11 protein-coding genes and 1 pseudogene are annotated in these 8,744 nt (G+C 65.7%); 5 read left to right on the forward strand and 7 right to left on the reverse strand.

Features of this window, described 5'->3' with window-relative positions; all coding sequences use genetic code 11:
• The coding region (locus ACIQ2E_RS09575) for an SDR family NAD(P)-dependent oxidoreductase (protein WP_398329489.1) at positions 1–624 on the reverse strand (624 nt) is incomplete at its 3' end.
• Positions 625–716: 92 nt separating this feature from the next.
• On the opposite strand from ACIQ2E_RS09575, the gene hisS reads away from it, so the two are divergent.
• The 5 genes from hisS to ACIQ2E_RS09600 are packed head-to-tail and all read left to right on the forward strand — an operon-like array spanning position 717 to position 6,671.
• Entirely contained in the window at positions 717–1,961 is a 1,245-nt protein-coding gene (gene hisS / locus ACIQ2E_RS09580) for a histidine--tRNA ligase (RefSeq protein ID WP_398329492.1), read from the forward strand.
• A gap of 33 nt (positions 1,962–1,994) precedes the next feature.
• Positions 1,995–3,386, forward strand: coding sequence for a nucleotide sugar dehydrogenase (locus ACIQ2E_RS09585; protein WP_398329495.1), 1,392 nt, complete (start codon positions 1,995–1,997; stop codon positions 3,384–3,386).
• Between the two features lie 3 nt (positions 3,387–3,389).
• On the forward strand, positions 3,390–4,340 hold the full coding sequence (locus tag ACIQ2E_RS09590; protein WP_398329498.1) for a UDP-glucuronic acid decarboxylase family protein: 951 nt from the start codon (positions 3,390–3,392) through the stop codon (positions 4,338–4,340).
• 19 nt (positions 4,341–4,359) lie between these two features.
• Positions 4,360–5,400 (forward strand): NAD-dependent epimerase, encoded by a 1,041-nt coding sequence (locus tag ACIQ2E_RS09595; RefSeq protein ID WP_398329501.1) that lies wholly within the window; start codon positions 4,360–4,362, stop codon positions 5,398–5,400.
• Positions 5,400–6,671: a CCA tRNA nucleotidyltransferase gene (locus ACIQ2E_RS09600; RefSeq protein WP_398329503.1), complete on the forward strand. Its 1,272-nt coding sequence runs from the start codon at positions 5,400–5,402 to the stop codon at positions 6,669–6,671. The genes ACIQ2E_RS09595 and ACIQ2E_RS09600 overlap by 1 nt, the downstream gene beginning before the upstream one ends.
• A 19-nt stretch (positions 6,672–6,690) precedes the next feature.
• Here ACIQ2E_RS09600 and ACIQ2E_RS09605 read toward each other — a convergent pair whose 3' ends face one another.
• The 6 genes and pseudogenes from ACIQ2E_RS09605 to ACIQ2E_RS09630 all read right to left on the reverse strand — a co-directional run.
• Positions 6,691–6,891, reverse strand: a complete 201-nt coding sequence (locus ACIQ2E_RS09605; protein WP_010312227.1) for a photosystem II reaction center protein J — start codon at positions 6,889–6,891, stop codon at positions 6,691–6,693.
• Between the two features lie 15 nt (positions 6,892–6,906).
• Positions 6,907–7,026 (reverse strand): photosystem II reaction center protein L, encoded by a 120-nt coding sequence (locus tag ACIQ2E_RS09610; RefSeq protein WP_010312224.1) that lies wholly within the window; start codon positions 7,024–7,026, stop codon positions 6,907–6,909.
• Between the two features lie 12 nt (positions 7,027–7,038).
• Positions 7,039–7,176: a cytochrome b559 subunit beta gene (psbF, locus tag ACIQ2E_RS09615; protein ID WP_214338605.1), complete on the reverse strand. Its 138-nt coding sequence runs from the start codon at positions 7,174–7,176 to the stop codon at positions 7,039–7,041.
• A 3-nt stretch (positions 7,177–7,179) separates the two neighbouring features.
• Positions 7,180–7,428: a cytochrome b559 subunit alpha gene (gene psbE / locus ACIQ2E_RS09620; RefSeq protein ID WP_296365937.1), complete on the reverse strand. Its 249-nt coding sequence runs from the start codon at positions 7,426–7,428 to the stop codon at positions 7,180–7,182.
• Between the two features lie 84 nt (positions 7,429–7,512).
• The gene (locus ACIQ2E_RS09625; RefSeq protein ID WP_398329508.1) at positions 7,513–8,508 is read right to left on the reverse strand and encodes a photosynthesis system II assembly factor Ycf48; all 996 of its coding nucleotides are present in this window, start codon (positions 8,506–8,508) and stop codon (positions 7,513–7,515) included.
• Between the two features lie 7 nt (positions 8,509–8,515).
• Positions 8,516–8,744, reverse strand: a pseudogene (locus tag ACIQ2E_RS09630) (rubredoxin); the annotation flags it as partial.

The raw sequence follows: 8,744 nt of genomic DNA on the forward strand, positions 1-8,744 counted from the left end.
GGGGATGCCGTTGGGATCCTCGCCGATGCGTCCGCTTGGGTGTGCGCCCACCGGGTTGAAGTAGCGCAGGCTGGCGATGCGCCAGCCGGGCTCGCTGGCCGCCAGATCCGCTAGCAACCGCTCCACCGCCGCCTTGCTGTGGCCGTAGGGATTGATGGGCTGTACAGGCGCCGTTTCGGGGATCGGCACCTGGTCGGGGTAGCCATAGAGCGTGGCGCTGCTGCTGAACACCAGCGTGCGGCAGCCGGCTGCCTGCATCGCCGCCAGCAGCTGGCGCGATCCGGCCACATTCACATCCCAGTAGCGCAGCGGGTGTTGCACCGATTCGCCCACCGCCTTCAGGCCGGCGAAGTGGATCACGGCATCGATCGGTTCCTGAGCGGCGGTAGCCGAGAAGGCTTGTTCCAGGTCAGCTGGCTGGCGGATGTCGCCTTGGATCACTCGCAGGCGTTGTTGCTGGATTGCGGGCGGCAGCTCAGCCAGGGCGGCCACGCGGCGCAGCGCTTCGGGGGAGCTGTTGCTGAAGTTGTCGAGCACCACCAGGTTGTGGCCCGCTTCCAGCAGCACCAGGCAGGTGTGGCTGCCGATGAAGCCAGCCCCACCGGTGATCAACAGTCGGGCCACGGCTCGTGAGCAGGGCTTTCAACCTTAGGGCTGATCCACGACAGGGCTGATCCACGTCGATCCCGCAGACTGACCCCAGCCAGGTGTGGTTTGTGGAGAAGCTGCAGAGTCTGCGCGGGATGGTGGATCTGCTGCCGCAGCAGATTGGGGTGTGGCAGCAGCTGGAAGCCACTGCGCGCTGCCATTTCCAGCGGGCCGCTGTGGCAGAGATTCGCACACCCATCCTCGAAGCCACGGAGCTGTTTGCGCGGGGAATCGGCGAAGCCACCGATGTGGTGGGCAAGGAGATGTACACGTTTCTGGATCGAGGCGAGCGCAGCTGCACCCTGCGGCCGGAAGGCACCGCATCGGTGGTGCGGGCTGCCATCCAGCACGGCTTGCTGAGCCAGGGTCCCCAGCGGCTCTGGTATGGCGGGCCGATGTTCCGGTATGAGCGCCCTCAGGCCGGCCGGCAGCGGCAGTTCCATCAGATTGGCCTGGAATTTCTGGGCTTCGCCGATGCCCGCAGCGATGTGGAAGCAATCGCCATTGCCTGGGATCTGCTGGCGGATCTGGGGGTGCAGGGGCTGGCCCTCGAGCTCAACAGCCTCGGCAGCGCCGACGACCGGGCCCACTTTCGCCAGCAGCTGGTGGCCTGGCTCGAGCAGCGGCGTGACCAGCTCGATCCGGATTCCCAGGACCGCCTAGCTCGCAATCCCCTGCGCATCCTCGACAGCAAGAACGCCACCACCCAGGCCTTGCTCCAGGACGCTCCCACCCTGGCGGCGGCCCTGGCCCCCGAGAGCCGCGAACGGTTTGAACGGGTGCAAGAGGGGCTAACGGCTCTGGAGATCCCCTTCCAGCTCAACCCCCGGCTGGTGCGCGGACTCGATTACTACAGCCACACCGCCTTTGAAATCACCTCCAGCCAGCTGGGAGCCCAGGCCACCGTGTGTGGCGGTGGCCGTTACAACAGCCTGGTGGAGCAGCTCGGTGGTGCGTCTACCCCGGCCATTGGTTGGGCGCTGGGTGTGGAACGCCTGGTGATGCTGCTGGCGCAGGCGGGTGAGCGTCAGGACGCTTCGCCGGACATTTATGTCGTGAGCCGCGGCAGCCTGGCGGAGGCCCAGGCGCTGGTGCTGGCGCGTCAGCTGCGCCGCAGCGGTCGGTCGGTGGAGCTCGATCTCAGCGCTTCGGCCTTTGGTAAGCAGCTGAAGCGGGCGGATCGCAGCGGTGCGCGCTGGGCTGTGGTGATCGGTGAGGACGAAGTGCGGCTGGACCAGGTGATCGTGAAGAACCTCCAGGAGCAAACCGAACAGCCGATGGCCGCGGCTGAGCTGCTAAGTCAGTTCGCTTAGGTTGCGAGGGCTGATGCGACTGCCGCCTTTCTGATGTCCAGCCCTGCAGCCGTGCGCGCCATCTGTTGCATCGGCGCGGGCTACGTGGGCGGCCCCACGATGGCTGTGATTGCCGATCGTTGCCCCCACATCCAAGTGACGGTAGTGGATCTCAACGCTGAGCGCATTGCCGCCTGGAACGATCCCGATCTGAGCCAACTGCCGGTGTATGAGCCCGGCCTCGATGCCGTGGTGGGCCGTGCCCGCGGCCGCAATCTGCACTTCAGCACGCAGGTGGAGGCGGCCATCGCTGCCGCTGATCTGGTGTTCATCTCGGTGAACACCCCCACCAAAACCCGAGGGTTGGGGGCTGGCCAGGCCAGCGATCTCAAGTGGGTGGAAGCCAGTGCCCGCACGGTGGCCAAGGCGGCGCGTGGTCACACGATCGTGGTGGAGAAGAGCACGTTGCCGGTGCGCACCGCTGCGGTGATCCAGGAGATCCTCACGGCAGCCCAAAGCGAACAGGGAGACAGCACCTACTCAGTGCTCTCCAACCCGGAGTTTCTGGCAGAGGGCACCGCGATTGAGGATCTGGAGCAGCCCGATCGCGTCTTGATCGGCGGTCAGGATCCAGCTGCTGTCGAAGCCCTGGCGGAGATCTACGCCAGCTGGGTGCCGCAGGAGCGGATTCTGCGCACCAACCTGTGGAGCAGTGAGCTGAGCAAGCTCACGGCCAACGCTTTCCTGGCGCAACGGATCAGCTCGATCAATGGCATTGCCGCCTTCTGCGAGGCCACCGGAGCTGATGTGCGGGAGGTAGCCCGCGCCATCGGTGCTGATAGCCGGATCGGTGCCAAATTTCTGCAGGCTGGGCCCGGTTTTGGCGGCAGCTGCTTCCAGAAGGACATCCTCAACCTGGTGTATCTCTGCCGCCATTACGGCCTCGAGGAGGTGGCGACCTACTGGGAGCAGGTGGTGGCGCTTAACCGATGGCAGCAGCAGCGCATTGCCCGGCTGGTGATCACCAAGTTGTTCGGCACCGTGAGCGGCAAGCGCATTGGGGTGCTCGGTTTTGCCTTCAAGGCCGATACCAACGACACCCGTGAATCCCCAGCCATCCGCATCTGCCAAGAGCTGCTGGATGAGGGCGCCATCCTGCAGATCGTGGATCCCAAGGTGAGCGCACGACAGATAGCTCTCGATCTGGGCCGCCCCGCTGGGGAGGGTGAGGGCAGCTGGCAGCAGGTGTCCACGGTGCAGCAGGCGGCAGCCGGGGCTGATGCGCTGCTCCTGCTCACGGAATGGCAGCAGTTCGCCCAGATCGACTGGCCGGCCGTGGCGGCGCTGATGCGGCAGCCCGCCTGGTTGTTTGATGCCCGGGCGAAGGCCGTTGCCAGCGCCGCCCGGGCCGCCGGCTTGCAGGTGTGGGTTGTGGGCGAAGGCTGAGGGATGTCGGAGCGACTGCCGCGCAACCTGATCACCGGCGGCGCCGGCTTTGTGGGCTCACATCTGGTGGACCGGCTGATGGAAGCTGGCGAAGAGGTGATCTGCCTCGACAACTACTTCACCGGCCGCAAAGCCAACATCGAAGCCTGGATCGCTCACCCCCGCTTTGAACTGATCCGCCACGACGTCACTGAGCCGATTCGGCTCGAGGTGGATCGGATCTGGCACCTGGCCTGTCCGGCTTCACCGGTGCATTACCAGCACAACCCGATCAAAACCGCCAAAACCAGCTTCCTGGGCACCTACAACATGCTCGGGCTGGCGCGGCGGGTGGGTGCGCGGCTGCTGCTGGCCAGCACCTCAGAGGTGTACGGCGATCCCGAGCTGCATCCCCAGCCGGAGAGCTACCGCGGTTGTGTCAATACCATCGGCTTGCGCAGTTGCTACGACGAGGGCAAGCGCATCGCCGAAACCCTCTGTTTTGATTACAAACGCATGCACGGCACGGAGATCCGCGTCGCCCGGATCTTCAACACCTACGGGCCGCGCATGCTGCCGGATGACGGGCGTGTGGTGAGCAACTTCATCGTGCAGGCACTGAATGGCCAGCCGCTCACCCTCTACGGCGATGGCAGCCAGACCCGTTCCTTCTGTTACGTGGACGATCTGGTGGAAGGGCTGATCCGCCTGATGAACGGAGCCCACACGGGGCCGATCAACCTCGGTAACCCCAGTGAATTCACGATTCGCCAGCTGGCGGAGCTGGTGCGGGCGCGGATCAATCCGGCTCTGCCGTTGATCGAGAAGCCTCTGCCGCTCGATGATCCTAAGCAGCGCCAGCCGCTGATCACCCTGGCCCAGCAGGAGCTGGGCTGGCGGCCGAGCGTGGCTTTGGAGCAGGGTCTCGAACCCACGATCGCCGATTTCCAGCGTCGCCTCAGCGACTGCCCCTGAGCGGCACCCCCGTTTCCTCATGACTGCAACTCAACCCATCCTGGTGACCGGTGCCGCCGGTTTCATTGGCGCTGAGGTGGCCTGTCAGTTGTTGCAGCGCGGCGAGGCCGTGGTGGGCCTCGACAATCTGAACAGCTACTACAGCCCGGCGCTTAAGCAGGCCCGGCTCGATCGGGTGCAGCAGTGTGCAGCAGCCTGCGGCAGTGCCTGGCGGTTTGAACGGCTGGATCTCGCCGATGCCGAGGCGATGGCGGCCCTGTTTGCGGCGGAGCGGCCGCGGGTGGTGGTGCATCTCGCTGCCCAGGCCGGAGTGCGTTATTCGCTCGAGAACCCCGCTGCCTACGTGCAGAGCAACCTGGCGGGATTCGGGCACATCCTCGAGGGTTGTCGCCATCATGGGGTTGAGCATCTCGTGTATGCCTCCAGTAGCTCGGTGTATGGCGGCAACCGACAGATGCCCTTCAGCGAGCAGCAGGCCGTGAATCACCCGGTGAGCCTGTATGCGGCCACCAAGAAGGCCAATGAATTGATGGCCCACACCTACAGTCACCTCTATGGCCTGCCAGCCACCGGACTGCGCTTTTTCACGGTGTATGGCCCCTGGGGCCGTCCCGATATGGCGCCGATGCTGTTCGCCCGGGCCATCCAGGCGGGCGAGCCGATCCGCGTGTTCAATCACGGCTGCATGCAGCGGGATTTCACCTACATCGACGACATCGTTCAGGGTGTGATCCGTTGCCTGGACAGGCCGGCCACCCCAGACCCCAGCTTTGATCCGCTGCATCCCAATCCGGCTACCGCCGCGGTGCCCCATCGCGTGTTCAACATCGGTAACGCCCAGCCGACCCCGCTGCTGCGTTTCATCGAGGTGTTGGAGCAGGCCCTCGGCCGCTCGGCGATCAAAGACTTTCAGCCCATGCAACCCGGCGACGTGGTGGCCACCGCCGCCGACACCTCGGCCCTCGAGGCCTGGGTGGGCTTTAAGCCTCACACCCCACTCGAGCAAGGGTTGGCAGCCTTCGCCGCCTGGCTTCGCGACCACCCGCGCTTCCTGGCGTGATGGGGCTGGCCGAAGCTCTCCATCCGGGCCTGATCACCGCCCTGCAGCAGGTGGCCGATCCGGATCTTGAGCTCTACCTGGTGGGCGGCGCCCTGCGCGATGCCCTGTTGCATCGCTTGCACCGCGATCCCTGGCGCGGCTTGCCCGACATTGATCTGCTGGTGCAATACCGCGATCCAGGCGTTGACCCGGCCAGCGCTGAGCCGGCGGCCCATGCTCTGGCCCAGCGGTTGCTCGCCCAGCATGGTTCTGGGGCGGTGCGCTGCCAGTTTCATCACGCTTACGGCACGGTGGAATTGGAATGGCAGGGCGTGTGGATCGATCTGGCCACGGCCCGGCATGAGCACTATCCCCGGCCGGCGCAGAACCCGCAGGTGCGTCCTGGCCGATTGGAGGACGACCTCGCTCGCCGCGATTTCAGCGTGAATGCCATGGCCCTGCCGCTCCGAGACCTGCAGGAGCAGGCGGTGGTGGATCCCTATGGCGGCCTGGAGGATCTAGCGGCGCGGCAGCTGCGGCTGCTCCACGCCCACAGCCTGCGCGACGATCCCACACGCGCGCTGCGGGCGGCCCGCTACGCCGCACGGCTGGGCTTTGCTTTGGAGCCATCCAGCCTTGCGCAATTGCGCGGCACCCTGCAGAGCTGGCCCTGGAGCTGGAAACCGGGCGATCCCCCCGATCAGGCGCCGCCCGCTCTCAGCACCCGCCTGCGGATGGAGCTGGAGCTGCTGCTGGAACGCGAGCCCTGGGCTGCAGCGCTGAACCAGCTGCAGCAGTGGGGCGCCCTGGTGTTGTTGGAGCAGGGGCTGCAGCGCGATGCAACTTGGCAGCGGCGTTTGCGCTGGGCGGCTCGGCTCGGCCTGTCGCCCCTGCCGGCGCTGTTGATGGGCGCCAACGATCCTGTTGCCCTCGCCCAACGGTTGCAGTTGCCCCACCGCGAGCAGCAGCTTCTGCAGCGGAGCAGCCTGCTGCTGCGGCAGTTGCAGAAGCAAGCAGCCGCTGCTGCCCTCCCGCAGACGGCTGCGGCCTGGACAGAGCAGCTTGAGACGGGCGCTGATGCTCCTCAGGTGGTGAAGCTGGTGCTGGTAGCAGCGAGCCATCCCCAGCCGCCCTGGCGCAGACCTCTGCTGCGTTGGTTGCTGCACTGGCGTCTGCTGGTTGCACCGGTGACAGCCAAGATGTTGCTGGAGCAGGGCTATCGCCCGGGCCCCGCCTTGGGTGCGGCACTCAAAAAGGCCAGAGCGGAGCACCTGGCCTCAGAGAAGTGTTGAACAATCTGCGTTAGACCGATCAGGCCGAACCCACACCGGTGTAGGAGCCATAGAAGAACAGGCCCACCACAAAGATCACGGCCATGCCGCCAGCGGTGGCTACGAGCCACAGGGGCAGGGTGCCTTCGGTCCAGCGGGAGCGCCAGGCCACGGCCGGGCGACCGTCAGGAAGACGGTCAGGAATTCTTCCGTCAGGAAGACCGGATTTCTTGCCGCTCATCTCAGATCCTCCCGATCAGTTGAAGAAGTAGCTGGAGAACAGAATCCCGCAGGTGAACACAAACAGCAGGCCCAGGTACAGGCTGGTGCGGTTCAGTTCAACCGGCAGGTTGTTCGGGTTGGGATTGCGTTGCATGACGTTCAGGCCTCAGCGACGGATGAACTGCATGGCAGCCAGGGCGCCCAGGAAGAACACCGTGGGGATGCCAAGGGCGTGCACCGCGAGCCACCGGACCGTGAAGATCGGGTAGTTGCGGGGAGTGGTGCTGGCGGGAACTTGGGTCATGGCTTATTTCAGGCGCTGGTCGAGGGAGGCCTTAGCGTCGTAGCGCTGACTGACCACGGGAGCTTTTACGTCCTGCGTCTGGAAGTAAGCATCCGGACGGGGCGTGCCGAAGGCGTCGTAGGCCAGGCCGGTGGACACGAACAGGAAGCCCGCCAGGAAAATCGCCGGCAGGGTCACGGCGTGGATCACCCAGTAACGGATGCTCGTGATGATTTCGAAAAACGGGCGTTCACCCGTTGAGCCGGCGGCCATGAGCAGCGAGCATTCAGCTGGGTGATCCTAGGCCTGAGGAGGCGGCTGCCGGGATCGTGCTGCCGCCTTGGTTACAGAGCGTTGTTAGCCCACCCAGCGCAGCAGCGAGCCGCGTTCGCCCATCACGAAACCCTTGCCGTCGTCGAAGAAGGCGATGCGGGTGAAGTTGGTGGGTTGCTGGCTGCCCACGGGGTCTTTCTGCCAGGTTTTGCCGCCGTCGTTGCTCACCAGCAGGGTGCCGCTACCGCCGCCCGTCCAGATCGCGCCACTGGGATCCCAGGCCATATCGAGATAGCCGTAGCCGTTCACGATCGGCACCACCGCCTTGCTCCATTCGTCGGGGCTGTTGGCATCGGGGCTGAAGCGCATCTGGGCGCCGCGGGCCAGCATCCACAGCGCCCCATCGGGCTGGAAGCCCATCGATTGCAGGCGCTGGCTGCTGACGCGCTGGTGCGGTGTCCAAACCGCATCGCCCGGGTTCCAGGTGGCGAAGAAGTTGCCCAGGCCGCTCACGCTCACGTAGCGACCATCGGGGCTGCGGCGCAGATCGCGCACGGCGCCGGCGGCGTCTTCCACCTCGGCCTGCCAGGTGTTGCCTCCATCGCCCGTGCGATACACAGCGCCCACATTGGTGGCCAGCTCAGCGCGGCTGCGCCCCTGAGCGGTCACGAGGTAGGGCTCGCCGGGGAGCTTGGTGTCGAGGAAGAGGCGGCTCCAGTTCTGGCCGCCATCGGTGCTGTGCAGCAGCAGGCCGGGTTGGCCCACGATCCAGCCCTCATCTCCGGAGAAATCCACGCTGATCAGGCGGAAGTTTTCTTCCTCCGGTAGCTCGAGGGCGCGCTCCTGCCAGGAGGCCCCCCCGTCGTTGGTTTCCAGGATCAGGCGGTTGCTGCCCACCAGGAAGCCGTGGCGGCTGTCGGTGAAGGCCAGATCCAGGGGGTTGGATTTGGTGTGGATGTCGACCGGCTGCCAGGGACTGTCGCCGGCACTGGCGAGCCCGGAGCTGACGCAGCCGCTCAGGCCGAGGGCCAGCACCAGCGAGAGCGCCAGGGCGCCGAGAGAGGAGAGGAAGCGGGGCATGCCGTGCTCAGCGCAGGGAGTAGAGGGAGAGGAAAAAGGCGATGGCCAGCGCGAAGCCACCGAAGATCAGCACATTCTTCTGGCCAGGGGTGAGCTGGTTCACCCCGAGTCCATAGCCGAGGTTTTCCTCGAAGCCGCTCGGTTTGTTGCGGGGGCCGATGTCTTTGAACGCTTTGGTCTGGCTGCGGCAGACCGGGCAGCGGAAGCTGAGCGGATCGAGAGCGCTGAAGGGTGTA

Origin of the sequence: Vulcanococcus sp., assembly GCF_044369115.1 — a bacterium.
In the GTDB taxonomy this organism is placed as follows: domain Bacteria; phylum Cyanobacteriota; class Cyanobacteriia; order PCC-6307; family Cyanobiaceae; genus Vulcanococcus.

What these genes read in the sequence shown, in the direction of transcription:
- ACIQ2E_RS09605 (WP_010312227.1), bottom strand. Translation starts at nt 6,891, where the DNA reads ATGAGCGGCAAGAAATCCGGTCTTCCTGACGGAAGAATTCCTGACCGT.
- ACIQ2E_RS09600 (WP_398329503.1), top strand. Translation starts at nt 5,400, where the DNA reads ATGGGGCTGGCCGAAGCTCTCCATCCGGGCCTGATCACCGCCCTGCAG.
- ACIQ2E_RS09610 (WP_010312224.1), bottom strand. Translation starts at nt 7,026, where the DNA reads ATGCAACGCAATCCCAACCCGAACAACCTGCCGGTTGAACTGAACCGC.
- ACIQ2E_RS09625 (WP_398329508.1), bottom strand. Translation starts at nt 8,508, where the DNA reads ATGCCCCGCTTCCTCTCCTCTCTCGGCGCCCTGGCGCTCTCGCTGGTG.
- ACIQ2E_RS09590 (WP_398329498.1), top strand. Translation starts at nt 3,390, where the DNA reads ATGTCGGAGCGACTGCCGCGCAACCTGATCACCGGCGGCGCCGGCTTT.
- ACIQ2E_RS09595 (WP_398329501.1), top strand. Translation starts at nt 4,360, where the DNA reads ATGACTGCAACTCAACCCATCCTGGTGACCGGTGCCGCCGGTTTCATT.
- ACIQ2E_RS09585 (WP_398329495.1), top strand. Translation starts at nt 1,995, where the DNA reads ATGTCCAGCCCTGCAGCCGTGCGCGCCATCTGTTGCATCGGCGCGGGC.
- psbE (WP_296365937.1), bottom strand. Translation starts at nt 7,428, where the DNA reads ATGGCCGCCGGCTCAACGGGTGAACGCCCGTTTTTCGAAATCATCACG.
- psbF (WP_214338605.1), bottom strand. Translation starts at nt 7,176, where the DNA reads ATGACCCAAGTTCCCGCCAGCACCACTCCCCGCAACTACCCGATCTTC.